Genomic DNA, 26,576 nt, shown 5'->3' with positions numbered 1-26,576 from the left:
TAGCACGGATTTGTGTTGGGGATGGAAGAAATGAATGGATGAAAGCTTCGAAATATCAAGGCATGTCTGCCATGCGTTTACAAACCTTGCCCCCATTGATATATTGAGCGTGAATAGAGTATTTCATAAATAAAGATGGAAAAGGGGTTAAATAATGGATGTAAAATTTCCAATCGGGCAATTGCATGTGCCGGAACAAGTGACCGGTGAAGATGTCGATAAGTGGCTCGGTGAAATCAATAGCTACACGACGCGGCTTCGCGAGGTGGTGGATTCTTTGGACGATGAGGACTTGAACAAGACTTACCGGGAAGGCAGCTGGACGGTCCGGCAGCTCGTGCATCACATTGCGGACTCGCAAGTGGCGATGTATCAACGGCTGAAGTTGGCGCTGACGGAATACAACCCGGTTGTGAAGGGCTTTGATCAGGAAAAATGGGCCTATCTCCCGGACAACCGGCTGCCGGTGGAAAGTTCGATTCGCCTACTCGAAGGATTGAACGAACGCATCGTCGCACTCGGCAATTATGTGACGGGCACGCAATTGGAGCGCGTCTTCACCCATGAAACCGATGGCGAGATCCGCGTGGCGGAAAACCTGGCGAAACTGTCGTGGCACGAGGAGCATCATCTAGCGCATATCCGGATTGCTTTGGGGTTGGAGCTGTAGGTGTCTCTGTGTTTGTAGGCGTCCCTGTGTTAGACACAATTTTAGTGGCGAGAATGTTGGCGTGACGGGATTTTGGTTGCATGATGTCCCTATGCGCCACACAATTCAAATATGAAAAGCCGTACTGGAGACTGATGAGTTTCCGGTGCGGTTTTTTGCGTGAATGAGAACATAAATGAATTGCAAGACTACTCGACATAATCTGACAATAATAGGATACTGGAAGATGAAGATTTCAATTTAAATAAAGCTTGCAGACACATAACGTGTAGCGAGCGGAGGGAGAATACATATGGAAAATTCATTGATCCAGTCAGATGATCTGCTGACGCTTTGGGGCATTATCGTGATCGTCGCGGCGATGAGCATTGTGCTCGAGCAAAAATACAGCTGGGCCGGGAAGATTTCGGGCGCTGTCATTGCGCTTGTTTTTGCCATTATTTTATCGAATACCGGCATTATCCCGACGGCGTCGCCTGCATATGACGCGGTGTGGGCGTTTATTGTGCCGCTTGCGATTCCGCTGTTGCTGTTCCATGTCAACTTCAAGAAAATCTGGAAAGAAAGTGGGCGCATGCTGTTGATTTTCCTGATCAGTTCGATCGGGACGGTTGCCGGGACTATCCTCAGCTTCTTCTTGCTGAAAGATACGATTCCGTTTCTTGACCGCATCGGCGGCATGATGGGCGCCTCTTACGTCGGGGGTGGCGTCAATTTTGCCGCGATGACGGCGAAGTTCGATGCCCCGGAAGATTTGGTGTCTGCAACAGTCGTGGCGGACAATTTGATGATGGCGCTCGTGTTCATTACTTTGATGGCGATTCCGACATTCGGTTTCTTCCGGAAATTGTACCCGCATCCGCACGTTTTGCAAGTGGAGCGGGAAGCGGAGTCGAACGGCGGCAAGACCAACGCCGAAAACTTCTGGAAGCGCCAGGATATTTCATTGAAAGATATGGCGATGTCACTCGGGACAGCGTTTTTCCTTGTGGTGGTGGCGACGAAAATCGCTGAGTTTTTCGCGGGTATCATTCCATCAGGTGAAGAAGTCGCATTCGGCTGGAACTTGCTCAGCGGCTTGATCGGCGATCAGTATTTGGTGCTGACAACTTTGACCTTCCTTGCGCTCGCGTTGTTCCCGCGTTACTTCGACGGCATCAACGGTAGCCAGGAAATCGGGACATTCTTGATCTATCTATTCTTCGTGGTCATCGGCATTCCGGCATCGATTCCGTTAATCGTCCAAAACGCGCCCCTATTGCTGGTCTTTGTCGCGGTTATTGTCATCGTCAATTTGACGGTGTCACTGACAGCTGGGAAGTTATTGAAATACGATCTGGAAGAGATTTTATTGGTCGTTAACGCCAATGTCGGCGGCCCGACCACGGCTGCGGCGATGGCGATTGCGAAAGGCTGGCGCGAACTGATCGGTCCGATTTTGGTGGTCGGAACGATTGGCTACGTGATCGGCAATTACATCGGCACGACGCTTGGATTGTGGTTTGCGACGATGATGTAGGAGGCGGGGGGGTGTCCCTGTGTGGGGGGGTGTCCCTGTGTTAGACACAATTCCAGTGGCGAGAATGTTGGCGTGACGGGATTTTGGTTGTATGATGTCCCTGTGTGCCACACAATTTGACTCAAAAAGGCCGTGCCGGAAACAGTTCAGTTTCCGGCGCGGCCTTTTTCATTTTTATGATTTTATCGCTTCCTGCACGGCTTTTACGCTATTCGGGTCGAAAAACTTGTCAACCAAATCGTAGATGGTGATGAGTTCGTAGAGAATGGCGAATTCCGGCGGGAACAGGGAAGTGTTCGGTGCGTCGTTTGCCGGCACGCGCTTGCTGTTTTCCCAGAACAGGTCGGTGATGCTTTTGAGTTGGTCCTGGTGCTTTTTGTGGTCGAAATTGATGGAATGGCGGAGGTCGTCTGCCAGGGCGGTGACCGCTTGCATGATAAGGTCCCGCTCTTCTTTTGTCCATTTGATTTCTTCGAAAGAGACGCGAAGCAGGGCATTCAAATGGTATTCGAAATTGTCGAGGAACAGCAATTGCCGCTCCGCCATCTGCAGCTCGGCTTCCCGGTTGCGCACCCATGGGTACAGGCTCGCTTCGTCGCGCTGGTAATGGACCAATTTTTCGGTCTTGCGGATTTCGGTCGTCAACTGCTTCACGACTTTTTTATCTTCCTGGAGGTTGTCGTCCCCTTCATACAAAATGGTGCGGAACGTGTGCTCGAGCATGCTGCCGGCCCGCCCGCTGATGCTGTGGATGCTCTTCAATATATCGGTGCTGTAGTTCGGCGGAAAGACGAGCATGTTGACGGCGGTCGAGACGACAAGCCCGATCGTGGTCGTCCCGAGGCGAATGAAGAACGAAAACAGGAAATGGTCGTGGATGACTTCCACCATCGCGACGGAAGTCAAGGTCGCGACCAGCAAGCCCGCGTGAAGCTTGAGCCGGTAACAGACTAGAATCGTGGCGACCGCAGCGAGTGTATAAGTGATCGGGGAGTTCCCGAATAAGGTGATAAAGAGAACGGCGAAAGCCGACCCGATCGCCGATGCCGGAAAACGGACCAGCCCTTTTTTGATCGAGTCGCTGACTGTCGGCTCGACCGTCACGATGGCCGTGATGACCGCGAAGACCGGCGGCCAGTTGAACCAGACGCAAATCGTCGCGGTCAGGAAAATCGCGAGACCGGTTTTCACTATTCGGCTGCCGTTGAAACGTAGGGATCGCATCATAGAATAAGTACTGGCTCCTTTATGTAGAAAGTCTGTATTTTCAGTATATCATCCGTGTCGAGTGGTGGGCTGCGGTGTCCCTGTGTCAGACACAATTCGGAAGGCAGAAGCCTTGATAGAGCGGCATTTCAGTGCGCGAACGTCCCTGTGCACCACACAATTCAACACAATTACACAATTCATTCTCTTCTATATTTTTGCAGCGAAAGACAGGTGCGATGTGCTAATTTAGTAATAACAGGAAAAGGCGAATGTGGAGGGCCCTGCCACAGCTAAGAAGCAGTGGCGATTCAAAGCTGCCTAGCTCGCAGCGTGACGGGGAGAGGTGAATGAAATGAATCCGGGAGAAATCTTGATGTTCGGGCTGGGTGGATTGGGCGTGCTGCTGGTAGCGGGGGTGCTGTTTGTCGTGTTGAGAAGACGGAAACGATGGGCTCTCGCGCTGAGTGGTTTATTGGTAATCAGTTATATTGGGTTTTTCGCTTATCAGCCTTATTTGAAGGCCGAAGCGCATGCGGAGAAATACAACGAAGTGTTGGCGTATTTAGCGGTTCATTATCCTGAACGGGAATTTGTGGTCGCGCCGCAACAATACGAAGAAGGGGTAGTGGTCGGGCAGTTTGATGTCAGTGATGAACGGACGCCGGAGATGGGCGTGACCTTGCAAGTAGGGGAAAACGGCAAGGTTCAGCAAGTCAGCAATTGGACAAGCGGTGAATTTCCCGCACAACAGGATGTATGGCAGGAACTCGAATTCCATTATGGAGAAAATTATACTTTGGATAGAGAACGGATTGAGATAGCGAAACAGGGCGAATGGGTCGAGGGCGAATTGACGGTGTTTGCATTGGCGATCGACCAACAGCCGGCGATTGCGGTGTATGAATATTCACCGGCAGGTTACGGCTTGTTGGATCTTGAGCTTGCGGAAGAGGGATCGGTTGTTTTCGTTGAAGCGGAGGGAATGGTATTCGTGTACGTGGACGAAGGTTTCGAGGGGGAGACGGCCGATATCATGTTGGAGAATGGGGAACGTATGTCGGTCGATGCCAGTCAAAAGGGAGAGCTGGTGGTGGAATAGTCGTCCCTGTGCACGACACAATTTGAAAGGTGTGAACCTTGCTGCGACAGGGTTTCAGTGAATGAACGTCCCTGTGCACCACACAATTTGACGCATCCGCCAGCGCGGATGCGTCTTTTTTCTGCTTGTTGCAACGAATTGTGCGGGAATTGTGTGGAACACAGGGACAAACTGGTTGTGTGAACCAGCCTAAAACAGGGAACGCTTCTATATAGTAGCGTAATCCCTTGAACGGATTGGAAAAGGAGAATGTTAATATGCCAGAAAAACGAGATGAAATCATATTGCGAGGGCTTCGCGAAAATAATTTGAAGAATATCGATTTGAATATCCCGAAAGAAAAGATCAACGTGTTTACCGGCTTGTCGGGTTCGGGGAAAAGTTCGGTCGTGTTCGATACCTTGGCGACGGAAAGCAGAAGGCAGATGACCTTGAACTATCCGCTATACATCCGCCACCAGATGCCGCGATACGAGCGGCCGCATGCTGATTTGATGCAGCATTTGAGCCCGGTGGTGGTCGTGGAACAAAAGCCGGTCAGGGGCAATTCGCGTTCGACGGTCGGCACGTATATGGACATCGACCCGTTGATCCGTCTGTTGTTCTCGAGAATCGGCAGCCCGCCGATCGGCTCGGCGACTGAATTTTCGAGTGAAAGCTCGTTCGGCAGCTGTCCGGAATGCAATGGCTTCGGGGAAGTCGTGGCGCCGGATATCCACAAGCTGATCGACCATACGAAATCACTCCGGGACTCCGCGGTGCGCTTCAAACCGCTGGCGCCTCCTGGCTGGCAAGGCAGGTGGATGAGGGACGGCGGATTGTTCGACCCGGACCTCCCCATCAAGGATTTCACGGAAGAAAAATACAATCTGCTCGTATACGGTCCGCCGGAAGGGGAACGGGCGTTTAGCACTTATTATTACAAAGAAGGCAATCGCGATATCGAATGGGACGGCCTCCTTCCGAGGTTCATTCGCCTGTATATCAACCGGGACCTGACGAAACTGAAGGTCGTGTCCCAGGAAGACGTCTTGGCGTTGACGACGCGTACGCCGTGCCCGGTTTGTGAAGGTTCGGGACTCAATCCGAGAGTGCTGGAGTGCAAAATCAATGGCTTGAACATCGCCCATTACGCCCGCCTGGAATTGACGGAGCTGCTCGGGGAGCTGGAGAAGGTCGACGACCCGATCGGCAAGTCGATTGCCCAGCAGGCGCATCCGGGCGTGAAGCAGCTGGTCGGCTTGGGGCTCGGCTATTTGAGCCTGTCGCGCAAGATGGGCACTTTGTCGGGCGGCGAAGCGCAGCGCGTGAAAATCGCGCGCCACCTCGGCAGCAGCCTCAACAACATCACCTATATTTTTGACGAGCCGAGTGCCGGGTTGCATCCGGAGGAAATCGATATGTTGACGCATATGCTCGAAAGTTTGCGGGACAATTACAATACCGTGGTCGTCATCGAACACAATCTGGCGGTCATCAAAACGGCGGATGAAATCATCGAAATGGGGCCGTCTGCTGGGAGAGGCGGCGGTGAAGTGGTGTATCAAGGCGGGCAGGAAGGCTTGAAGAAAGCTTCCGCCATCACGGATTTGGACCATACCGTGACGGTGAATGAACAGCCGAGAACAGCGGAAAATACGTTTTCGATCGAAAACGCATCCGATAATAATTTGAAAAATGTCAGCGTGGAAATTCCGCAGAATGCGCTCGTCTCGGTATGCGGCGTTTCCGGTTCCGGGAAAAGTTCATTGATGTTCGGTGCCTTTACCGGCAACTACCCCGAAACGATTGCGGTCGGCCAAAGCAGCATCGGCACATCCAGCCGCTCGACGCTCGCGACGTATATGGGCATCATGAGCGACATCCGGTCGATTCTCGCCAAACAAACCGGACAGCCGGCGGGCTTGTTCAGCTTTAATTCATTGGGCGCCTGCCCGGTATGTGAGGGCAAAGGCATCACCACGCCGAACGTCGCGTTTGCGGATCCCGTGACGGTGACCTGTGAAGCATGCAAGGGCACCCGGTATTCAGATGAAGCCTTGTCGTACCGCTACAAAGGAAAAAACATTGTGGAAATCCTGGAGCTGACGATCGACGAAACGAACGAGTATTTGGAAATGCCGAAAATCGTCAAAAAAGTGGATACGTTAAAAGACGTCGGCTTGGGCTACCTGACACTTGGGCAAACGACGGGTTCGCTAAGCGGGGGCGAAGTGCAGCGCCTGAAGCTCGCGAGCCACCTGAAAAAAGAAGGGCAGATCTATTTATTGGACGAACCTTCCCTCGGCTTGCATGCGCGAGACAATGCGCATCTATTGGACGTCTTCCAACGGCTGGTCGATAGAGGCAATTCGGTCATCCTCATCGAGCACAATTTGAACATGATCGCAGCGAGCGACTGGGTAATCGAAATGGGCCCGGGCGGCGGCAAAAAAGGCGGCGAAGTGCTGTTTGAAGGCACGCCGCAGGAGATGCTCGAAGCGGACACGTTGACGGCGAAATGGCTGAGAGCTGGGGTGAAGGGGTAGGGAGGCAGTGTATTGTCCCTGTGCAGCACACAATTCGGGAGGCGGAAACCTTGATATAGCGGCATTTCGGTAGCGGAACGTCCCTGTGCGCCACACAATTCGCGGATGGGAAAAGTCGTGCTGTACCTGTGCACCACACAATTCCAGTGCCAAAAAGCTTGAGGTGGCGGCATTTCCCAGTTGAAACGCCCCTGTGCACGGCACAATTCACAAGATCCATGCGATTCATTCCGGAAAACCGGTTCACCAACTGGGAAAATCGGGAAGACAAGAGGAAAGAGATATATCTCGCCAAGGGACTATTATCTTTCGAAAGGATGAAACCATTATGGATGAAAGCACATTGAAGAAAACCCAGTTGTTTGCGATCTTGAACCTGGTTGCGTATTTTGCGACGCTTGGGGTCAATTACCTCGGCTCGTCGGGGTTCTTTAACGGCAATACGCAAAAAGACATTTCGGATAAATACCTGACGCTCATATCGCCGGCGCCGTTCACGTTTTCGATTTGGGGCGTCATTTACACGCTCGTGCTGGTGACGCTCGTCTATTTATTCATCAAACGAAAGGACGATAAGGTCAGCCGGTTGGTGCTGTTGATTTCGCCGCTGTTCCTAGCGAGTTCGCTGTTCAATATGGGCTGGATCGTCGCGTTTTCGTATGAAGCGCTTGGCATCTCGACCTTGTTGATCTTGGGGCTGTTGTTTTCCTTGCTGTTCATTGTCGAACGGATTTACAAACACCGCTCTGAGTTTCCGTCGACGCTGGCGGGACTTGCGTTCACGTTATACGGCGGCTGGGTGTTCATCGCGACGATCGTCAACATCTCGCTGTGGTTGGTGCAGCTGGAATGGAACGGCTTCGGCATTTCGGATTCGGTGTGGACCATCATCGTCCTCGGGATCGCCATCGCGTTTGTGCTGTTCTACTTGTCGCGCTTCAAGAACGCCGCGTTTCCGGTTCCGCTCGCCTGGGCCTTTTTCGGCATCTATAGCTCGTACGCGAACGGCCGGCTCGATCCGTCGATGGCTTCGGTCATCCAGGGCGTGCTGCTAGCGGGAATCACCGTTTTCCTGGCGGCAGCCGTATGGAGATTCATTAAAAACGGCAATGCGCTGTTCTTGAAAGAGTCTGCTTCGGAATGAAAGAAGGCTGGATTTGTGGGAATTGCAAGTTTGTTTAGACGTGAAAACATTCGGGAACAACTAGTGTCAGAATGATTTTCAGAGGAGGAACTATCAATGGCTAAAGTATTAGCAGTGTTATCAAGCGGACATAAGGACGCAGAAAATAATTACGAAACCGGCTGGTGGGGCGAAGAATTGTTCGCGCCGATGGAAGTGTTGGAGAATGCGGGCCATCAATTGGACCTTGCTTCACCGAAAGGCGGCAAGCCGACGATCGACCAGGCGAGCTTGAGCGAAGAGTATGACCCCGAAGGCAAGTACAAGAAAATGTACGAATCCGGCCTTGCCGACAATACGAAAAAACTGTCGGACGTAAACCCGGAAGAATACGATGCAGTGTTTATCGTTGGCGGCCACGGGGCAATGTATGACCTCGCGGAAGACGAAACGCTTCACGGAATCATCAATGCCGTTTACGACAAGGGCAATATCGTCTCGGCTGTCTGCCACGGGCCGGCTCCATTGATCTGGACGAAACGCCCAGACGGCCAGAGCATCATCGCTGGACTGGACGTCACCGGATATCCGGAAGCCGTCGAACCGGAAGGGCTGCCGGAAATCCTGCCGTTCAGCCTGGAAGGCAAGATGAGCGAAGTGGCCAAGTATACCGCTGACGAAAAAGTGGTATGGGGCAATGAACAATTGCTGACGGGCCGCGACCCGTTCGCATCCGAAGCATTGGCTGAGGAATTGGTGAAGGCTTTGGATAAGAAAAAACAATAAATGATGGATGGCCATGCCATCTTCATTCTAAGCGGGGCTTTGCAGCGAATTCATGCAGGGCCCTGCTTTTTCTCTGTGTAAATGCAAAATTTACACAAATGTTCAGATAATAAGTTGACAGCGCTTTCTTTTATGTATACCTTAGAGATAACAAGTTAAGAGCTGTGTTGGAGACCCGGAGATTCGCACATTAATGAGTCCTTCTATCAAGGAGGGCTGTCATTGATTGCGGATTTTTTTATGGGCTTTTCCACGGCTGTTAATTAATAAAAAAGAAGTACCGGAGCAGGGTCTCGGCGGGAATCAAAACCAATTGGGGAGGAATAGACGATGAGCAAAGAGTATATCATGTCCATTGACCAAGGAACGACGAGTTCGCGTGCGGTATTGTTTAACCACAAAGGGGAGATCGTCGAAACGGCGCAGCAGGAGTTCGAGCAGTTTTTCCCGAGACCGGGCTGGGTCGAGCATGACGCCAATGAAATCTGGACATCTGTGTTGGCGTGCATGGCCGGCGTCTTGCGAAAAGCGGACGTCGAGCCGAGCCAAGTCGCGGGAATCGGCATCACCAACCAGCGCGAAACCGCTGTCGTCTGGGACCGGAACACCGGCAAGCCGGTCTACAAAGCGATTGTCTGGCAGTCGCGCCAGACCGCGGATATTTGCGGCGAATTAAAAGCGCAAGGGCACGAGGAATTGTTCCGCAAGAAAACCGGCTTGTTGATCGACGCTTATTTTTCGGGAACGAAAGTCAAATGGATCTTGGACAATGTCGAGGGCGCGCGGGAAAAAGCGGAAAACGGCGATTTGATGTTCGGGACGATCGATACATGGCTCGTCTATAAGTTGTCGGGCGGAACTGCGCACGTCACCGATTACAGCAACGCATCCCGCACCTTGATGTACAATATTTACGATTTGGAATGGGACGAGGAATTGCTGGACATCTTGACGGTGCCGAAAAGCATGCTGCCGGAAGTCCGCCAGTCCTCGGAAGTCTATGCGAACACGGTCGATTACCATTTCTTCGGCTACGAAGTGCCGATTGCCGGAATCGCCGGTGACCAGCAGGCAGCATTATTCGGCCAGGCGTGCTTTGAAAAAGGCATGGCCAAGAATACGTACGGCACCGGCTGCTTCATGTTGATGAACACCGGAGAACAAGGCGTCGTTTCCGACCACGGCCTACTCACGACCTTGGCGTGGGGCATCGACGGCAAAGTGGAATATGCCCTAGAAGGCAGCATCTTTGTTGCGGGTTCTGCCATTCAATGGCTGCGCGACGGCTTGAAGATCTTGGACAATGCGCCGGAAAGCGAACAATACGCGACATCCGTCGAATCAACGGACGGCGTCTACATGGTGCCGGCATTCGTCGGACTGGGCACGCCTTATTGGGATACCGACGCACGCGGCGCCGTGTTCGGCTTGACGCGCGGCACGACAAAAGCGCATTTCATCCGCGCGACGCTTGAATCACTGGCCTACCAAACGAAAGATGTCGTCGACGTCATGATTGAAGACGCGGGCATCGAACTGAAAACTTTGCGCGTCGACGGCGGTGCCGTATCGAACGATTTCCTCATGCAATTCCAGAGCGACATCCTAGATGTGCCGGTCGAACGCCCGGTCGTCCAGGAAACGACGGCACTCGGCGCGGCGTATCTCGCAGGGCTCGCGGTCGGTTTCTGGGAAAGCAAAGAAGAAATCGCGAAGCAATGGCAGATCGACAAGACCTTCACGAGCGACATGCCAGCGGAGCAAAGCGAAAAACTGTACGACGGCTGGAAACAAGCAGTTGCCGCGGCACGGAAGTTTAAGTAGTGTCCCTGTGCACGAAACAATTCTAAACGATTCTGACTATTCACTACAATTTATGCTTTATGCATTCTCACACCTGGCAGCGAGTGGCTGTCGGGTGTTTTTGATGCGTGAATTGTGTGGCGCACAGGGACAAAAATCCCGACGCCCAAGAGAAACCCCACGCTGCACCTCGCTTTCCGGCAAGTTTCACGCCCGGAATTGTGTGGTGCACAGGGACAAAGCAATCAGGTACTATAGAAGAAAAGAGAATGAAGACAGGGAGGGGATGAGCACATGCCACTGCAAATCGTGCGCAACGACATCACCAAAATGACAACCGACGCTATCGTCAATGCCGCCAACTCGAGCCTGAAGATGGGCGGCGGCGTATGCGGGGCGATTTTCCGGGCAGCGGGGCCGAAGCAGCTGCAAGAGGCGTGCGGCCGGATCGGCCATTGCGCGGTCGGTGAAGCGGTACATACCGGCGGATTCGACCTGGATGCAAAGTACATCATCCATACGGTCGGCCCGGTATGGGAAGGCGGCGGGCGCGACGAGGAAGCCTTGCTGCGCAATTGCTACCGCAACTCGCTGGAACTTGCAGCAGAGCTTGGCTGTGAGTCGCTCGCTTTTCCGCTCATTTCGACCGGCATCTTCGGCTATCCGAAAGAACCGGCGCTGCGGGTCGCGACGGAAGAAATCGAGGAATTTTTGAACGAGCACGATATGGATGTCTATCTGGTCGTCTTGGACAAGCAGTCGTTCGGCATCAGCCAGAAGCTTTACGAATCGATTGAAGCGTTCATCGATGAACAGGAAGCCGAGGTCTTGGAAGAAAGGGCTGTCCGTTATCGCGACCAGCAGCCACTGGAAATCCCGATGTACGAACTGAAAGAAGTGCTGGAACAGGAACTGAGCCTCGAAGAGTTCTTGGAAGAGCTGGACGAATCCTTTTCGAAGCGTCTGTTCAGGTTCATAGACGACCGAGGCATGACCGATGCCGAGACCTATAAAAAGGCGAATCTCGACAAGAAGCTGTTTTCCAAAATCAGAAACTCCCCAGGCTACACGCCGAAGAAAAAGACCATCCTGGCGTTTGCGATCGCGCTCGAACTGGATCTCGACGAGACGGAGGAACTGCTCGGGACGGCGGGCTACCGCTTGTCGAACAGCCATAAATTCGACTTGATCGTCCGTTATTTCATTGAGCGGGAACAATACAATATCTTTGAAATCAATGAAGCCTTGTTTGCATTTGATGAAGCGCTTCTTGGTTCGTAAAAGATTCTATACAGTTTCTAAATTAGAAACAGCCCTGTTCACGGAACGGGGCTGTTTTATATTTGCGAATTTATCGGACGAGGACTTTCTCCAAAAATTTCTTTGTACGTTCTTCTTGAGGAGATGAAAATAGAACTTCTGGTTTTCCTTCTTCAACAATATAGCCATCCGCGATAAAAACAACGCGGTCGGATACTTCGCGAGCGAAATGCATTTCATGTGTCACAATGATCATTGTCTGGCCTTCTCGAGCTAAATCTTTGATGACGGTTAATACTTCACCGACGAGTTCAGGGTCCAGAGCCGATGTAGGTTCGTCAAATAACAATACATCTGGTTTTAAAGCGAGAATGCGTGCAATAGCGGCTCGCTGCTTCTGGCCTCCCGAAAGCTGTTCAGGATAATGGTTTTTATGAGCTGATAAACCAACCTTATGGAGCAGTTCTTCTGCTTCTGTTACAACTTCCTGTTTGTCTCGTTTTTGAACGATTAGCGGTGCTTCGATAACGTTCTCGATAACCGTTTTATGCGGAAATAGATGAAAATGCTGAAATACCATTCCAGAGTACTGCTGTATATCGACTTTCTGTTTTTTTGATGGTGCCTTGCCGTTAAAAGTGACAACTACATCCTTGATTTTAAGTGATCCTGAGGTAGGGGACTCTAATAAATTCAAGCACCGAAGTAACGTGGTCTTACCTGATCCGGACGGCCCGATGATGCTAAGAACTTCGCCTTGTTCGATTTCGAGGGAAATGGACTTTAAGACTTCGTTATCATTAAAGTTTTTGCTGAGCTGATCGACTTTAATCATTTTCAAAACTCCATTCACGTCATGACATAACGATTTGCTTTTTTCTCTAAATAATCCTGCAGTAAGGTGACAACTGAACAAATTGCCCAATAAATGAGTGCCACTAGAATATACAGGGTCAAGCTTTCATAAGTTTGTCCAACAACGACCTTCGCCCGGTAGAACATCTCGGAAACAGTAATGACCATGGCAAGTGAGGTGCCTTTTATAATGTCCATAAAAATACTTGATAAAGGTGGCAGCGCAATGCGCGTACCCTGTGGCAAAATGATGCGCCGCATTGTTTGCCAGTAAGTCATTCTGAGAGTTTCCGCCGCTTCCCATTGACCTTTTGCTACCGATGAGATGGCCGACCGAATCACTTCGGCCGTATAGGCGGAGAAGTGGATACTAATGCCGATGATGGCGGCTGTCAATGGTTGCATATCGATACCGACCATCGGAAACCCGAAATACAGGATGAATAAAATAACAAGAAGGGGCGTTCCGCGCATAAATGAGATAAATAGGCGTGTAGGAAAGGAAATCAAAGCTAGTTTATTCATGCGGGCAAGAGCAACGAACAACCCTAGAAATAGAGCGAGAAGCATGCTTACAATTGCGATCAATAGAGTATACCAAGCTCCTTCCAAGATAAACGGAAGAGCCTCTATTGCGACTTCTATATTAAAAAGATATTCCCATTTAAACTCAGACATATTTTATCTCCTTTGGATGTGCAGGATAGAAAAAAGAGGAATCAAAGGATTCCCCTGTAGGATTATTCAACTTCAACTGGCTTTGTGACGTCAGCACCTAAAAATTCAAGTGAGATTTCCGTCACGGTGCCATCTTCGATTAATTCTGTAAGGGCGGCATCAAGTTGTTCTTTCAATTCCGGACTGTCTTTTTGCATCACTAAGCCACTGCTGTTAGGAGAAAACTTCACATTTTCAGCAAGCTTCAATCCAGGTTTGTCGAATTGTTCTAGTGCTTGAATTAGTACTAAATAATCATTAAGTGTAGCATCAACGCGTCCTTGCACAATTTCAGGAAGCACAGTATCTGATCCAGTATAGACCACTACCTCAGCGCCTTGTTCTTTAGCATAGTCGGAGTAATTGCTCGTCGCAGCTCCACCAACTTTCTTACCTGCTAAATCATCCACCGTTGTAATTCCAGAATCATCATTCTCCCGGACAATGGCTGATCCATAGGAATGCTTGACGGGAACTGTAAAATCAAATTTCTCGAGGCGTTCTTCTGTAATCGAAAAGTCATTTGCTGCAATATCGATCTGACCATTTCTTAGTGCGGGCAAAAGGCCGTCAAATTCCATCGTTTTAAATTCAACTTCTAGGCCTAGCTTATCCCCAATCGCCCGTACTACTTCTACATCAAAGCCAGTCAATTCTTTCGTTGTTTCATCGAAGTAGGTAACCGGAAAATATAAACCTTCTGTACCCACTACTAATTTGCCTGATTCCTCAATTCGTTCCCACGAATTCTGTTCGCCTGATTCAGAAGCGCTGGCAGAACTATTGGAATCCTCATTACCGCATGCAGCTGCGATTAATGCTGTTGCTGAAATCAGTGTAAAAAGCAAAAACTTTTTCGACTTTTTCATATGTATGACACCATCCTTAATGAAGTTAGCGCAACAGCAATGGTTCTTCATGAAACCAAACAAAAAAACCTCTTCAATAAGAAGAGGTTTGCATCTCAAAAAAAAAGATTTCAACTCTTCTTATCTCTCAAGCGATTCGCTTGTTGGATTTGGCACAGTACCCGAAAAGAGTCCGCTGCCGAGGTTTCGTAGGGCCAATCCCTCCACCTCTCATGATAAGAACGTATTAACTATTCAGCTATATTAGAACCATACCATCGACATTTAATTAGGTCAATATGTATTCCTATATATTTAGTGGGTTTTATTTTTTGAAAACATTTGAAGTATATAGCTGCTCTGATTTACGTGAATTGTGTTGTGGAATAAGGTGCTTGGTTCGTAAAAGGTCGCTTTCGAAGCGACCTTTTTTCTATGCGAAAATCGTATCCTTGGGGTAGCAAGTAACCCAAAGGAGGAAACGAAGATGAAAAATGAAACGACGGAATTGGTATTTATTCTCGACAAGAGCGGCTCGATGGCGGGGCTGGAACAAGATACGATCGGTGGCTTTAATGCCCTGATTGACAAGCAGCGAAAACTCCCGGGAGAGGTCCGTGTGACGACGGTGCTGTTCAATCACGAATACGAATTGCTGCACGACCGGATTTCGCTCGAAGGCATTTCGCCGATGACCGATAGCGATTACGAAGTAGGCGGCATGACGGCTTTGCTCGATGCGGTCGGCTCGACGATCCAGAAAATCAGCAATGCGCAAAAAGGGACGTTGAAAAAGCATCAAGCCGACAGGGTAATGTTTGTCATTACAACGGATGGCCTGGAAAACTCCAGCTGTGAATACACGTATAGGAAAATCCATGAAATGATCGCTTCCAAGAAGGCGAACGGCTGGGAATTCATGTTCCTCGGGGCGAATATCGACGCGGTCGCGACCGCAAAGAAATTCGGGGTCGATGAGGATTTTGCGGTGGATTACCATGCGGACGCGGAAGGGACGGAATTGAATTACCAAATGTTGAGCGAAGCGGTGAGTTCGTTCCGGACCGGGAAAAAGATTGGCCGGGAGTGGAAGCAGGAGATTGAACGGGATTATGAAGCTCGAGGAAAGAAATAAAGTGAAAAAAGAAAAGTAATTTGCATTTAAAATATTGAAGAATCCGTAATATACTCTGACCCGTCGATAAAAGTTTTGATTAAATATACTAAAAGCACTAATTTATATTTCGATATTAGGGAGTAATGTTATAATTGAGAAGGTTTATATTCGTTACTTAATAATCAAAGATATTCCTCTTCTATGCTTTTAGTTTTAAAACTAATCTAAAATACTTTTAATTGAGTGAGATGGGAGATTTCCATAGTGGCAAAAGTTGTAGGGAGAAAAGCTTTAGAGTTTGCATTAGAAACTGCACAAACTGATGCGCTTAAAAAAGGTTTAAAAGGCGAATTAACCTTATTGAAGGTCCTGGAGTCAAAGTTAACAGCTAGCTCAATAGTGATCTGGGATCCTAAATTTCTAGAATTTAAGCCAGACATTTTAATTATCGATCCGAATTTAGGCTTTGTGTTTGTAGAAGTAAAGAATTGGTCACTAGCTTTCGTAGATCAATTTTTTAGCAACGGTAAGTCAGCAACAAAAAAAGGAATGAAATATCCTCTTGGGCAAACAGATAATTATATAAATGAACTTCAGAGATATATTAATACGCTAAGAAAAGATCAGTTAGACATTTATCGTTTGACATCTTCTTTGGTAGTTTATACTGGCTTTTCGAAAGAAGAATTTGAAAAAAGAATAGAAGTGAAAAGTTGGAAAGAGGAAGACTTTCAAAACTATTATAAAAAACATCTGTTTTTAGAGGACTTTGAATACGCTGCATTTCGTAAATTACAATCATCAAAGAAGTTCAATAAAAGTGTCACTCAGGATTTTACCATTGGAGAATTGAGATATATTGCCGATTCACTGGGACATGATGATGAAGAATTTGAAATGAAAAAAGTTCAGAGTAGGTACTCTGAGAATGGAGTTGCAAATCAAAAATTTATAAGGAGGCATGAAAATAAGGTCACTAAAAAAGTAAGAAAGCTGACCTATTCATTGTCTGCTTTAGCGATTTTTTCTCTACTTATGTTCCTTATTATCACTCTCGGTGCTGATAGTAATGAAAGCTACGATAAGGCGGTTGAAGATGCTAAATTCGCTATGGCGAATGGGGAATACCAAAAAGCTTTGGGTTTATATGAACTGGCTGTGAATGAAAAACCAGATGACCATGAGACAAAGTTTTTGTATTGGTCTTTACGTTTATTGAACGAATTAACTTTAATAGCTGAAAATGGAGATCAAGATAAGGTCATAGAAAAAATTGATAAATTAAGAGAGACAGATAAAATACCAGACCATTTAGAAAGGCATTATCAGGAGTTGTATACAGTAAGTGTCGAAAAGCAGGAGCACGAAAACAAAGTAAAAGAAGGAATAGAGGAGATTGGAATTCTCGTTGCTAGTCAGAAGTTTGATCAAGCTCAATCTTCACTAGATAACTTGAAGACAGATCAATTAACGAAAGAAGAGTTGGATGAAAAAGAAATCAAACTTCTTGCCCTAGCTGAACAAATTGAACAGGGGCAAAAAGAATTGTTAAGGAAACAAGAGGTAGCCGCTGAATCTGAAATTTTAAAAAATCCGATAAAAACAGAAGGGCTAAGTAATAAAAGTGTCTATATGGATAAATTAGGGGGAATTGAAGCTGGATTGGCAGATTTGAATTACTTATACCAAGCTGGCGTCACTTCAAATATTTTAGAAGCGGAATATGAAACTTTGAAAAGATGGGATGATGCTTTAAATGAAATATACGGGGTGTTAAAAACTACCTTAAGTCTTGGGGAGATGGATAGATTAAGAGTTGCGCAGAGAGAATGGATAGTATACAGAGATTATGAAGCGGAGCTTGCTTCCCAAGCATTCGAGGGAGGCACTTTTGAAGAGGTGACACTCGTGTCAGTAAAGCATCAAATAACACGCGATCGTTGCTATAGCTTGGTAGAAAATTTTATGAAATGAGGAGATGGATGTGGCAAACAGAAACTGGAAGTGCAATGAAAAGGTCGAAGCGATTTTCGATAGTTCAAGTGAGTTGGATTGCAAATATCGGTATCTTTTGAAATGTGATTGGGATATTAGTTTGCCCAAAGTGACTTTTGTTATGCTGAATCCTAGTGTAGCTGATACAGATATATGTGACCCAACTTTAAGTAGGTGCATAAATTATGCTAAGAAGTGGGGGTACGGAGGAATTAATGCTGTGAATTTATTTGCTTACATTTCTACGGACCCTAAACAGTTGAAGAAAAAAACCGATCCAGTTGGAAAACTGAATGATAAATATATTATCGAAGCCGTAGAAGATTCGAAACTTGTAGTTTTTGCTTGGGGAACAGAGTATGGAAAGCTAAATAATCGTAATCGGAAAGTTGTTGCTTTATTAAAGACCTATAAGCCACACTGTCTCAAGAAAACAAAAGATGGTGATCCATCGCATCCCCTATATTTAAGTAAAGATTTAACCCCGATTTCTTATTAAAACAAAGCGAGTTGAGCATCTGACATATAAAATTTAAATGAAAAAAGATGAGCCCAAGCAAACATGCTAGAGCTCATCTTTTTTCATTTAAACCGTTTCAACTTCCGAATCCACCTGCTTCGCAGCGCGGTACTTCATGATCTGCGCGATATACCATAATGCGACAGCCAGCGTGATGACCGAGCCGATCATGGCGGCGATGTGGTATTCCATGTTCAAGCCTTCCGGTGCATAGAAGATGTACATGGAGACGACGCCTGTCATGAACATGGCGGGCACACCGCTGATCCAGTGCAGTTTGTAGTTCTTGAGCAAATACATCGTCGCTGTCCACAGCATAAATGTCGCGACCACTTGGTTGGTCCAGCCGACATAGCGCCACAAGAACGTGTAGTCGATCGTTGCCATGTAGAACGTCGGAATCGCGAGCGGGATGGTGATCAATAGGATTCGCAAGGTGCCGTCAGTCTTGGTGAACTTCGACAATAAATCAGCCAAGATCATGCGCGACGAGCGCAGCGCGGTATCGCCCGTTGTGATCGGCAAGATGATGACGCCAAAGATCGCGAGGATGCCGCCGAGCGTGCCAAGGAGCGAGATCGAGATTTCATTGACGACGCCAGATGGCCCGCCAGCTGCAAGTGCTACGCCGAGTCCTTCAGTTCCGTTGAAGAAGGTCATGCCAGCAGCGGCCCAGATCAAGGCGATGATGCCTTCGATGACCATGGCGCCGTAGAAGATTTTGCGGCCGTCGGTTTCTTTTTTCATGGTGCGGGCAATGATCGGGCTTTGCGTGCTATGGAAACCGGAAATCGCACCGCAAGAAACGGTGACCATGAGCAGCGGCCAGATCGGCAATTCGCCTGGATGTAAATTGCTGAAGGTCAGGTTTGGCATCGGTTTGCCTGAGAACACGAGTGCCACGGCCACCGCGACGGCCATGAACAACAGGATGCCGCCAAGCAGCGGGTAAATGCGGCCGATGATGCGGTTGATCGGCAAGATCGTTGCGAGGACGAAATAAGCGAAAATAAGTGCAAGCGCCCAGATAAACGAGATCGGCGTGATTTGGGCGATCAATTGAGCTGGGCCAGCCGTGAAGGCCGCCGCGACGAGCAGCATCAACACGAGCGACAAGCCGTTGATGAAGACTTTTGCGTTCTTTCCGAGGTAACGCCCGACAAGTGTCGGGAATTGCGCTCCGCCGTGGCGCATGGACATCATGCCCGAAAAGTAATCGTGGACGCCGCCAGCGAAGATGCAGCCGACGACGATCCAGATGAAAGCGACGGGCCCGTACAATGCGCCAGCTACAGCGCCGTAGATCGGGCCAAGGCCAGCGATGTTCAACAGTTGGATCAAATTGCCTTTCCACCAGCTCATCGGCACGTAGTCCATGCTATCGGCCTGCGCATAGGCGGGCGTTGGCGTTTTGTCGTCGACGCCGAATACCTTTTCGATGAATTTCGAATAAAACATGTATCCCAATATCAATAGTGCAAGTGCTGCGAAAAAAGTAATCATATGCGTCGTCCTCCTGATGTCAGTGATATATCGTATACACATAATAGCATCTTTTATTGAAAATTAAAGTTAATATTTCGAAAAAACTAATATTTCTATTTATTTATAGCAAACCGATAGATAGTTGATAAGAATAGTGAAATTGAAAGCGTATCCAATGGGTTCGGAGGACTAAGAGGATTTTAACAACTTTTAAACTAGGATAAGAAATCTTGAATTTAATTATCCTAAGATAAAGATAAAAGTCTGGGAGAGGACATGCTTTCAGGAAAAGTGAAGTGTGTGACACAGGGGCCGGTTTACATTATGCTTGAAATCAAGTACATATAGAGAAGAGGGAACTGACATGAAATTCGGAATCATTGGCACGAATTGGATTACCGATCGATTCATCAAGGCAGCGAAGCAGCACCCTGATTTCGATATCGGTGCCGTATATTCGAGAAGCGAGGAGACGGGACACGCGTTTGCGGATAAATACGGGGTGGATGCGGTCTATACCGACATGAAAAAAATGTTCGAGGAAGGCGGGATCGACGCGGTCTATATCGCTTCGCCGAATGCGTTCCACGCCGAACAGAGCCTGCTCGCGATGCAAAGCGGCGTGCATGTGCTATGCGAAAAGCCGGCCGTTGTCAGCCTGGACGAGATGGACCGGGTGATTGCGGCTTCACAGGAAACCGGCATGACTTATATGGAAGCGATGAAGTCGACCGTGACGCCGGCTTTCCTGCGCCTGAAAGAAGAACTGCACAAGATCGGGCCGATCCGCCGCTACGTGTTCCATTACAACCAGTATTCGTCCCGCTACGATAAATACAAAGAAGGCACTATCGAAAACGCATTCAAGCCGGAACTCGGAAACGGCGCGAAAACGGATCTCGGCGTTTACGGCCTGGCGCCGCTCGTCCATCTCGCAGGCGAACCGGACGCTGTATTGCGCAACCGCTACCTGTTGTCGACCGGTGCGGAAGGGCAAGGCAGCATGATCCTCGATTACGGCGAATGCGAAGCGGTCGTCATGTACTCGAAGATTTCGGATTCGCATTTGCCGAGTGAAATCCAAGGCGAAGAAGGCGTCATCGAAATCGACAAGATCAGCGACCCGCAGCATGTGCTGATCAAATACCGCGACGGCACAACCGAAGACATTTCCGTTATGCACGAATTCGATACGATGTATTACGAAGTCGCCGAGTTCATCCGTTGCGTACGCGAGGGCCAAATAGAGTCTGCCATCAACACGCATGAAATCTCCCGGCAAGTGACGAAGCTATTGCTTTGATGAAAAACAGCCAACGAAAAAAACCGCTTTTCCCGTCCAGCATGTGTGGGGGAAAGGCGGTTTTATTTGTCCAGTTATTTAAGAGCATCACATCAAACCATTGCTTCCACATTTACTGCGTAAATGCGTCGCACATGAATTCGCTCAGCTGACTCTTCAATAATCCATTATCAACTGAACTTCCACCCCGAAATGGTCCGATACGAGCGGCTTGTGGTCGCCATTGAAGATGACTTTCGACGATTTGACCTTGAAGGGTTCGGTGGACAGGATCAAATCGATGCGCAAGTCTTGCTTGTTGTCACTCCAGCCGGTGATTTTGCCTTGGACGGTGATGCCGGCATCTTTTTCCTCGGCCAGTGTGTAGGTGTCGTGCAGCCCATTTTCCAATAAGTAGGCATAGCCTTGTTGTTCGAGCGAGGCGTCGTTATTGAAGTCGCCCATCAAAAAAGCAGGGGCATCTGTTTTCATTTGCCCAAGCAGCTGGTCGGCCTGGAATTGGAACGGCTCTTCCGCATCGTGCCACCAGCCGGTGTGGCAGGAATAGAACGTGAAGGGCTGGCCTTTGTAATGGATCATTGCGCCGACAATCTTCCGCGTTTTCGGGGAATGCTTGTCGGTGCTTTGGCTGACGAAAAAGCTATGTTCATCGATGACCGGGTGGCGCGTCAAGATCACCAGCCCTTCTTCGTAGCGTCCGTAGACGAGGTGGGAGAAATCCCATACCATCGAATAGCCTGTCACGCCGAGTTGCTCCAGCTCCTGAAGCAGGACCCGTGCGTAATTGTCGTGCTTGACGACATGTTCTGGTTCATCGTCGATCGACTGGTTGACTTCCTGCAAGGCGATGACGTCATACTCCTTTTCGGCAATGGCTTGTGCCAAGTGGCGGATTTTCTCCAGCTGGTTTTCTTCGTGCCAAGCGTGGCAATTCAAAGTCAGTAGTTTCATCGGTTCATTCCTCCAAGAATAGCTATTTTACAGAAAACCCGGACCTAAGCGAAGCAATTCACGCGGGTCCGGGTGTGAAGCTGGCAAGGAAAGCTTTTTAGACTTCTTCGTTCCCGCCAGTGATTTCGATCAGGTCTTTCGTATTCGACTCGACGTGGCCGGAGGTTTTGATGTTCACTTGCTGGCCTTCCTGAAGGCTCGTGAACACGACCGGCGTGATGATGGAGGGAGCGTGTTCGCTAATATAGGCGAGGTCCATTTCCATCAATAACTGCCCTTGTTCGACGAGGTCGCCTTGCTCGACGTGCGCCGTGAAGCCTTCGCCTTTCAGGTGGACGGTATCGATGCCGATGTGGATGAGCATTTCGGTGCCGTCATCTGCTTTCAAACCGATGGCGTGTTTCGTCGGGAACAAGGTGACGACTTCACCGTTCACTGGCGAGAACACTTTGCCTTCAGACGGTTTGATCGCAAAGCCGTCGCCGACCATTCTGCCCGAAAAGACTTGGTCCGGTACATCGGTGATCGGCAGGATGTCGCCCGTGATCGGGATGCCGAAATCGATTGCGCCCAAACGGACTGGCGCGTCTCCGCCGTCTTTCGCCTGGTCGATGATCTGGGAGACGTCTTGTTTCGTGCGCGGCGTCTTGCCGTTGATGATGTCTTGCATTTGCCCGCGCAGATTGTCGGAGACGGGCCCGAAGATCGCTTGGATGTTATTGCCGACTTCCATGACGCCGGAAGCCCCGAGTTTTTTCAATTTATTCTTATCGACTACACTTTTGTCTTCTACACTGACGCGCAGGCGGGTGATGCAGGCATCCAGGTGGGTGATGTTCTGTTGCCCGCCCATCGCTTGCAGGATTTCATAAGGCAGTTCGCCGACAGCTTCGTCGCCGTCTTCGTTTTCTTCTTCGTCTTCACGTCCCGGAGTCATCAAATTGAATTTTTGGATGGCGAAACGGAAGCCGAAATAGTAAATGACTGCGAAGAACAGGCCGACGACGATGACCCAGAACCATTCCGTTCTGCCCGGCATGACGCCGAACAGCAGGAAGTCAATCAAGCCGCCGGAGAAGGTCATGCCGATTTTGACGTCGAGGATGTGCATGATCATGAACGATAGCCCCGCGAATACTGCGTGGATCCCGAACAACACGGGAGCGACGAAAAGGAATGCGAATTCAAGCGGTTCAGTGATCCCTGTCAGGAATGAAGTAAGGGCAGCTGATGCCATGATGCCGCCGACAACTTTCTTGCGTTCAGGGCGTGCGCAGTGGAAGATCGCGAGTGCTGCCGCTGGAAGGCCGAACATCATGAACGGGAATTTCCCTGTCATGAACGTGCCGGCCGTGAAGTCGACGCCGTCCTGCAGCTGTTCAAAGAAGATGCGCTGGTCGCCGCGGATGATTTCGCCAGCCGCATTCGTATACGTGCCGAACTCAAACCAGAACGGCGAATAGAAAATATGGTGCAGCCCGAAAGGAATCAACGAGCGTTCCACCAGACCGAATACAAAGGCAGCGAGTGTGCGGTTCGTTTCGAGCATGAAATGTGACAACGCATTCAAGCCGTTCTGTGCGAAAGGCCAGACAAGGAACATGGCGATGCCGAGAAACAATGCCGAGAAAGCGGTGATGATCGGGACAAAGCGCTTTCCGGCAAAAAAGCCGAGAAATTGCGGCAAGTTGATATTGAAGAATTTATTGTACATGGTTGCGGCCAGTATCCCGACGATGATCCCGCCGAAGACGCCGGTCTGCAAGGTCGGGATCCCGAGGACCATGGCGTAGGCCGGGTCTGACGTGGCCATGTCTTCCGTGATGCCGCCGACGGCTTTCATCGTGACGTTCATGATCAAATAGCCGATGATCGCGGCGAGGCCCGCGACCCCGTCGCCGCCGGCTAAGCCGATCGCGACGCCGACCGCAAACAGCAGTGGCAGGTTATCAAAGACGACACCGCCGGCTTCCGCCATGACGTGGAGCAAGGACTGGACCCACGGGGTGCCAAAGAATGGTACCGCTTCCACAAATGTGTCTTGTGAAAAGCTTGTGCCGAATGCCAGCAAAATTCCGGCTGCGGGCAAGAGCGCGACCGGCAGCATCAATGCCTTCCCGACTTTTTGCAAAGTACCGAATACGTTAGTAGACATAAAGTTTCCTCCTTTATTGGTAAAACGAAGTGCGAATGCAAATGGCTTGAGCGTGTTTGGCGGAAGTTGAAGCATACAAAAAAGGCATGAGCGGAAAAGGCATCGGTAAAAAAGGGGAGAAGCCCCCTGGATTAACCGTTGTACCTTTTCATACTCATGCCTGATCGAATCAGTAACACGTATGAATCAGTTTGTATGGGTCAAGCGCTGCAGATGAATCGTCAGATAAAGCACTTCCGCTTCGTCGACAGGCTTTTTTAATTGGTTTTGCATGACTTTGATCAGCTTCCAAGCCAAATTATAGCACACGGGATATTCGGCTTTCAATAGCTCCTGGAGTTTATTCTCATCGCCCAGCGACTCGCCGTGATGGATGCGGTCAATCGCCCGGTGCAGGTGCTGGATCAGCCGGTGGTGATTGACGGTGTCTTTGCTCAAATCGACTTTCAGCCCGTCTTCGATCAATTGCGTCAGGCGCGAGATGAGCGCATGGTCGCGGTTGATGTCACGCAAGGATTTATCGGTCACGGCGCTGTGGATGTGGAGCGCGATAAAGCCGATCTCGCCTTCCGGGAACACGATGCCCATGCGGTTTTGGAACGCCTTCACGACGCCTTTTGCCACCTGGTATTCTTTCGGATACAAAGACTCGATTTCAAACAGGAAGGAGTTCGAGAACTGCATGTTCTGCTGGATGCGCTTGATGGCGAAAGACAAATGATCCGTCAGCGCTACATGGATGTGTTCATTCAACTCGGTACCCATCTGTTCTTCGATGTATAAGAGCTGGTCGTTGATAAACGCGATCAGGTCTTCAGCGATATGCGGGATCAAATTGACGTATTGTTCCTTTTCCGCCTCGTCTTTTAACAGGAAGGTCTTATCGGCATGGCCAAACGAAATGACATCGCCTTTTTTCCGGTTGAAGCCGAGGCCATTTCCGATCAAGACGACTTCCTTATAGGTATCATGGCGGGCGATCACGACATTGTTATTCAATACTTTCTCGATGGTCAATAGCTGTTCCATGATTTCCTCCATTCAAAAACACGCCTCGATGTGTTAAGCATAATTCAAGTTATACAGGAAATGGGTGTGGAAAAACAAGCTCGAGATTTTGGGGTTGTCCCTGTGCACGGCACAATTCGGGCGGGGAGAATGGCGGGGGGAGTGGATTTGGGTGTGGAATCGCCCCTGTGCACGACACAATTTGGGCAGGAAATGTACGGGTAATGGAGCGAGTTTTGTTCGTTTGTCCCTGTGCACCACACAATTTGAACGATGAGTAGGAGGCCAGAATGTTGCTATGGCTGGATTTGTCACTTATGCGTAGTCGGTTGCGTCCCTGTGCGTGACACAATTCCATTGGAGAATGGCTTGTTTTTTCAGCTGAAGAAGTATAATTGTTAAGAGTAAAGGAAACCCATATTAGCTCCAGTCCTTGTTAATATATTCGAGCGACGGTAGGATGAACAAAATGAATGTTTTAAACACAAAAGAAAATATCTTGAAGAGAAAGCCAGGTGGGCAAAACATGAAATCGTATATTATTCGAATCGAATTAGAAACTTCCGAACCGCTTATTTGGCGAAAGGTAGTCATGCCGGCTGGTGCCACGTTCAATATGCTGCATGATATTATCCAGCAGACCAGCAATTTCCAAAGCGGCTATCCTTATGAGCCATACCATTTGTTTGAGTTCGATTTGCCGGAAGAGGGCATTCGAGTGACGAACGATGAACAGGCTTACGAAGAACATCAGTATTATAAGAAGAATAAAAAGCTGTTTGTGGAGCGGTTGAAAAAAGCTGATCCAAAACACAAGCGCTTTGAAGAGAACTACCAAAAACGTCTAGCGACAATCGTACGCCAGCCGACACGCATTAAAATAGATGAATACATCGAAAAACATGGACAACTTATCTACCGCTACGATTTCGGGGATGACTGGAAGTTTCGCGTTGTTCTTGAAGAAATCGTCAATGACTACCATTTCGGTTTTCCCACGCTGCTTGCCGGAGCTGAGACAGCGCCGCCTGAAGATGTAGGAGGCCTTCCAGGGTTTTATGAATTTCTAAAAATCTACCGAGACGAACAGCATCCGGAACACGAAGAAATAAAAGTATGGGCAGCCGGTATGTATTTCAAGGAATATGATCCGGAAAGAATTAATGAGTTTCTAAAAAGCCGGATGTATAAAAAGACAGAATGGGATAAAATCCGTCATGAAAATTACGACGTTATTGAAGATAAATATCGGAAGGCTTGAGGGGTCCTTTAGATAGTATCCCTGTGAAAGACGCAATTTGAGTGAAAATGCGTGAAGAATGTTCCCGAATGGAGAGCTTCTTCATGCATTTTTTATATTCTTGTTTTAATTGTTCGAAGAGGTGTTTTCAAATGGAATCTTCTTCATCCTGTACCTTTAACATTTCATGTTCCATATATATGTCCTAACTTACAATTTCAATATATAATACTTCAAAAATTGAGTGTTATTCGATGTAGTTTGCGAGTTGCCAGTATGAGGAATATAGCTCCCAGCTTTTCCAGTTTTGCTTGTCCTCAAATTAAAAATTTAGAAATTTCGAAAAAATATTTACAAATACCTTTCTGTATTTTATAGTATAAAT

Annotated in this window: 21 protein-coding genes and 1 riboswitch; of the genes, 13 read left to right on the top strand and 8 right to left on the bottom strand. The window is 48.7% G+C overall.

The features are described from left to right. Positions 1-154: 154 nt before the first annotated feature. Together DP119_RS10825 and DP119_RS10820 are read left to right on the top strand one after the other, a co-directional pair. The gene (locus tag DP119_RS10825) at positions 155-670 is read left to right on the top strand and encodes a YfiT family bacillithiol transferase (protein ID WP_112233186.1); all 516 of its coding nucleotides are present in this window, start codon (positions 155-157) and stop codon (positions 668-670) included. Positions 671-962: 292 nt separating this feature from the next. Beyond that, entirely contained in the window at positions 963-2,189 is a 1,227-nt protein-coding gene (locus DP119_RS10820) for a DUF819 family protein (protein WP_112233185.1), read from the top strand. A gap of 174 nt (positions 2,190-2,363) precedes the next feature. Here DP119_RS10820 and DP119_RS10815 read toward each other — a convergent pair whose 3' ends face one another. Beyond that, entirely contained in the window at positions 2,364-3,413 is a 1,050-nt protein-coding gene (locus tag DP119_RS10815) for an aromatic acid exporter family protein (protein WP_068872688.1), read from the bottom strand. Positions 3,414-3,750: 337 nt separating this feature from the next. On the opposite strand from DP119_RS10815, the gene DP119_RS10810 reads away from it, so the two are divergent. From DP119_RS10810 to DP119_RS10785, 6 genes are all read left to right on the top strand, one after another. Continuing rightward, positions 3,751-4,497: a hypothetical protein gene (locus tag DP119_RS10810; RefSeq protein WP_112233184.1), complete on the top strand. Its 747-nt coding sequence runs from the start codon at positions 3,751-3,753 to the stop codon at positions 4,495-4,497. 257 nt (positions 4,498-4,754) lie between these two features. Beyond that, positions 4,755-7,025: an ATP-binding cassette domain-containing protein gene (locus DP119_RS10805; RefSeq protein WP_112233183.1), complete on the top strand. Its 2,271-nt coding sequence runs from the start codon at positions 4,755-4,757 to the stop codon at positions 7,023-7,025. 328 nt (positions 7,026-7,353) lie between these two features. Further along, a complete protein-coding gene (locus DP119_RS10800) occupies positions 7,354-8,169 on the top strand; it encodes a tryptophan-rich sensory protein (protein ID WP_112233182.1) in 816 nt (271 codons plus the stop codon). A gap of 96 nt (positions 8,170-8,265) precedes the next feature. Further along, on the top strand, positions 8,266-8,934 hold the full coding sequence (locus DP119_RS10795) for a type 1 glutamine amidotransferase domain-containing protein (RefSeq protein ID WP_112233181.1): 669 nt from the start codon (positions 8,266-8,268) through the stop codon (positions 8,932-8,934). A gap of 330 nt (positions 8,935-9,264) precedes the next feature. Beyond that, on the top strand, positions 9,265-10,758 hold the full coding sequence (gene glpK, locus DP119_RS10790; RefSeq protein ID WP_112233180.1) for a glycerol kinase GlpK: 1,494 nt from the start codon (positions 9,265-9,267) through the stop codon (positions 10,756-10,758). A 273-nt stretch (positions 10,759-11,031) separates the two neighbouring features. Further along, entirely contained in the window at positions 11,032-12,018 is a 987-nt protein-coding gene (locus tag DP119_RS10785) for a macro domain-containing protein (RefSeq protein WP_112233179.1), read from the top strand. Positions 12,019-12,088: 70 nt separating this feature from the next. Here the strand turns inward: DP119_RS10785 and DP119_RS10780 are convergent, their stop codons facing one another. The 3 genes from DP119_RS10780 to DP119_RS10770 all read right to left on the bottom strand — a co-directional run bounded on the left by DP119_RS10780 (position 12,089) and on the right by DP119_RS10770 (position 14,438). After that, entirely contained in the window at positions 12,089-12,832 is a 744-nt protein-coding gene (locus DP119_RS10780) for an amino acid ABC transporter ATP-binding protein (protein WP_112233178.1), read from the bottom strand. A 14-nt stretch (positions 12,833-12,846) separates the two neighbouring features. Beyond that, a complete protein-coding gene (locus DP119_RS10775) occupies positions 12,847-13,530 on the bottom strand; it encodes an amino acid ABC transporter permease (protein ID WP_101189669.1) in 684 nt (227 codons plus the stop codon). Between the two features lie 62 nt (positions 13,531-13,592). Continuing rightward, positions 13,593-14,438: a transporter substrate-binding domain-containing protein gene (locus tag DP119_RS10770; RefSeq protein WP_101189670.1), complete on the bottom strand. Its 846-nt coding sequence runs from the start codon at positions 14,436-14,438 to the stop codon at positions 13,593-13,595. A 117-nt stretch (positions 14,439-14,555) separates the two neighbouring features. Beyond that, positions 14,556-14,660: riboswitch (SAM riboswitch) on the bottom strand. A gap of 244 nt (positions 14,661-14,904) precedes the next feature. Between DP119_RS10770 and DP119_RS10765 the strand changes: the two genes are divergently transcribed. The 3 genes from DP119_RS10765 to DP119_RS10755 all read left to right on the top strand — a co-directional run bounded on the left by DP119_RS10765 (position 14,905) and on the right by DP119_RS10755 (position 18,028). Then, on the top strand, positions 14,905-15,552 hold the full coding sequence (locus DP119_RS10765; RefSeq protein WP_112233177.1) for a vWA domain-containing protein: 648 nt from the start codon (positions 14,905-14,907) through the stop codon (positions 15,550-15,552). 246 nt (positions 15,553-15,798) lie between these two features. Next, on the top strand, positions 15,799-17,508 hold the full coding sequence (locus tag DP119_RS10760; RefSeq protein ID WP_167399217.1) for a lysozyme inhibitor LprI family protein: 1,710 nt from the start codon (positions 15,799-15,801) through the stop codon (positions 17,506-17,508). Positions 17,509-17,518: 10 nt separating this feature from the next. Then, on the top strand, positions 17,519-18,028 hold the full coding sequence (locus DP119_RS10755; RefSeq protein WP_205853873.1) for a DUF1643 domain-containing protein: 510 nt from the start codon (positions 17,519-17,521) through the stop codon (positions 18,026-18,028). 87 nt (positions 18,029-18,115) lie between these two features. On the opposite strand, the gene DP119_RS10750 is transcribed toward DP119_RS10755, so the two are convergent. Beyond that, positions 18,116-19,552 carry a carbon starvation CstA family protein gene (locus tag DP119_RS10750; protein WP_112233174.1) on the bottom strand — a complete coding sequence of 479 codons (1,437 nt, stop codon included), beginning with the start codon at positions 19,550-19,552 and terminating at the stop codon, positions 18,116-18,118. 346 nt (positions 19,553-19,898) lie between these two features. On the opposite strand from DP119_RS10750, the gene DP119_RS10745 reads away from it, so the two are divergent. Next, positions 19,899-20,837: a Gfo/Idh/MocA family protein gene (locus tag DP119_RS10745; protein ID WP_112233173.1), complete on the top strand. Its 939-nt coding sequence runs from the start codon at positions 19,899-19,901 to the stop codon at positions 20,835-20,837. 156 nt (positions 20,838-20,993) lie between these two features. On the opposite strand, the gene DP119_RS10740 is transcribed toward DP119_RS10745, so the two are convergent. The 3 genes from DP119_RS10740 to glcT form a co-directional block, all read right to left on the bottom strand. After that, positions 20,994-21,788: an endonuclease/exonuclease/phosphatase family protein gene (locus DP119_RS10740; RefSeq protein WP_112233172.1), complete on the bottom strand. Its 795-nt coding sequence runs from the start codon at positions 21,786-21,788 to the stop codon at positions 20,994-20,996. Positions 21,789-21,885: 97 nt separating this feature from the next. After that, positions 21,886-23,943, bottom strand: coding sequence for a glucose-specific PTS transporter subunit IIBC (ptsG, locus tag DP119_RS10735; protein WP_112233171.1), 2,058 nt, complete (start codon positions 23,941-23,943; stop codon positions 21,886-21,888). 186 nt (positions 23,944-24,129) lie between these two features. Beyond that, entirely contained in the window at positions 24,130-24,972 is an 843-nt protein-coding gene (gene glcT / locus DP119_RS10730; protein ID WP_112233311.1) for a glucose PTS transporter transcription antiterminator GlcT, read from the bottom strand. 448 nt (positions 24,973-25,420) lie between these two features. Here glcT and DP119_RS10725 point away from each other — a divergent pair, with 448 nt between their 5' ends. After that, positions 25,421-26,212 (top strand): plasmid pRiA4b ORF-3 family protein, encoded by a 792-nt coding sequence (locus DP119_RS10725; RefSeq protein ID WP_240616422.1) that lies wholly within the window; start codon positions 25,421-25,423, stop codon positions 26,210-26,212. The last annotated feature ends 364 nt before the right edge of the window (positions 26,213-26,576 follow it).

It is taken from the genome of Planococcus maitriensis (assembly GCF_003289925.1).
In the GTDB taxonomy this organism is placed as follows: Bacteria; Bacillota; Bacilli; order Bacillales_A; family Planococcaceae; genus Planococcus; species Planococcus maitriensis.
Note: the sequence above shows the minus strand (reverse complement) of the source record. Positions and strands in the feature narration are given on the sequence as shown.

Bases quoted from the DNA above. Each gene is read 5' to 3' on its own strand.
- DP119_RS10825 (WP_112233186.1), top strand. From the start codon at position 155: ATGGATGTAAAATTTCCAATCGGGCAATTGCATGTGCCGGAACAAGTG.
- DP119_RS10820 (WP_112233185.1), top strand. From the start codon at position 963: ATGGAAAATTCATTGATCCAGTCAGATGATCTGCTGACGCTTTGGGGC.
- DP119_RS10815 (WP_068872688.1), bottom strand. From the start codon at position 3,413: ATGCGATCCCTACGTTTCAACGGCAGCCGAATAGTGAAAACCGGTCTC.
- DP119_RS10810 (WP_112233184.1), top strand. From the start codon at position 3,751: ATGAATCCGGGAGAAATCTTGATGTTCGGGCTGGGTGGATTGGGCGTG.
- DP119_RS10805 (WP_112233183.1), top strand. From the start codon at position 4,755: ATGCCAGAAAAACGAGATGAAATCATATTGCGAGGGCTTCGCGAAAAT.
- DP119_RS10800 (WP_112233182.1), top strand. From the start codon at position 7,354: ATGGATGAAAGCACATTGAAGAAAACCCAGTTGTTTGCGATCTTGAAC.
- DP119_RS10795 (WP_112233181.1), top strand. From the start codon at position 8,266: ATGGCTAAAGTATTAGCAGTGTTATCAAGCGGACATAAGGACGCAGAA.
- glpK (WP_112233180.1), top strand. From the start codon at position 9,265: ATGAGCAAAGAGTATATCATGTCCATTGACCAAGGAACGACGAGTTCG.
- DP119_RS10785 (WP_112233179.1), top strand. From the start codon at position 11,032: ATGCCACTGCAAATCGTGCGCAACGACATCACCAAAATGACAACCGAC.
- DP119_RS10780 (WP_112233178.1), bottom strand. From the start codon at position 12,832: ATGATTAAAGTCGATCAGCTCAGCAAAAACTTTAATGATAACGAAGTC.
- DP119_RS10775 (WP_101189669.1), bottom strand. From the start codon at position 13,530: ATGTCTGAGTTTAAATGGGAATATCTTTTTAATATAGAAGTCGCAATA.
- DP119_RS10770 (WP_101189670.1), bottom strand. From the start codon at position 14,438: ATGAAAAAGTCGAAAAAGTTTTTGCTTTTTACACTGATTTCAGCAACA.
- DP119_RS10765 (WP_112233177.1), top strand. From the start codon at position 14,905: ATGAAAAATGAAACGACGGAATTGGTATTTATTCTCGACAAGAGCGGC.
- DP119_RS10750 (WP_112233174.1), bottom strand. From the start codon at position 19,552: ATGATTACTTTTTTCGCAGCACTTGCACTATTGATATTGGGATACATG.
- DP119_RS10745 (WP_112233173.1), top strand. From the start codon at position 19,899: ATGAAATTCGGAATCATTGGCACGAATTGGATTACCGATCGATTCATC.
- DP119_RS10740 (WP_112233172.1), bottom strand. From the start codon at position 21,788: ATGAAACTACTGACTTTGAATTGCCACGCTTGGCACGAAGAAAACCAG.
- ptsG (WP_112233171.1), bottom strand. From the start codon at position 23,943: ATGTCTACTAACGTATTCGGTACTTTGCAAAAAGTCGGGAAGGCATTG.
- glcT (WP_112233311.1), bottom strand. From the start codon at position 24,972: ATGGAACAGCTATTGACCATCGAGAAAGTATTGAATAACAATGTCGTG.
- DP119_RS10725 (WP_240616422.1), top strand. From the start codon at position 25,421: ATGAATGTTTTAAACACAAAAGAAAATATCTTGAAGAGAAAGCCAGGT.